The 711-nt window shown below is 61.6% G+C and carries 1 protein-coding gene; it reads left to right on the top strand.

The features are described from left to right. Positions 1-679, top strand: a 679-nt coding sequence (locus tag HX846_RS15975; protein ID WP_178965699.1) for an aldehyde dehydrogenase family protein, incomplete at its 5' end; no start/stop codon positions are given. Positions 680-711 lie beyond the last annotated feature (32 nt).

The raw sequence follows: 711 nt of genomic DNA, 5'->3' as shown, positions 1-711 counted from the left end.
CGGCCAGCGTTGCACCGCGTTGAAGATCCTGTTTGTGCATGAGGATGTGGTCGACAGCTTTATCGAGAAATTCAACCGCAAGCTGGCGACCCTCAAGCCTGGCATGCCGTGGGAAGACGGTGTGTCGCTGACGCCACTGCCCGAGCAGGGCAAGGTGGATTACCTCGGCGGCCTGGTGACCGACGCACTGGCCCATGGCGCCAAGGTGGTGAACGAGAATGGCGGCGCCAGCCGTGGCTCGTTTTTCTACCCGGCGGTGCTGTACCCGGTGAACCCGCAGATGCGCGTGTACCACGAGGAGCAGTTCGGTCCGGTGGTGCCGATCGTGCCTTACCGCGACCTGGAGACGGTGATCGACTACGTGCTGGAGTCGGACTTCGGCCAGCAACTGAGTATCTTCGGCACCAGCCCGAGGGAAGTCGGGCGCCTGGTGGACGCGTTCGCCAACCAGGTGGGCCGGATCAACATCAATGCCCAGTGCCAGCGCGGGCCGGACAGTTTCCCGTTCAACGGGCGCAAGAACTCGGCCGAGGGCACGCTGTCGGTACATGATGCGTTGCGGGTGTTTTCGATCCGTACCCTGGTGGCGACCAAGTTCCAGGCGAGCAACAAGGAACTCGTCAGTGACATCCTGCAGGAACGCACGTCGAGCTTTCTGACCACTGACTATATTTTCTGAGCCCGACACCGATCTAAAAATGTGGGAGCGGG

Origin of the sequence: Pseudomonas sp. K5002 (assembly GCF_013386655.1) — a bacterium.
GTDB lineage: Bacteria > Pseudomonadota > Gammaproteobacteria > Pseudomonadales > Pseudomonadaceae > Aquipseudomonas.
Note: the sequence above shows the minus strand (reverse complement) of the source record. Positions and strands in the feature narration are given on the sequence as shown.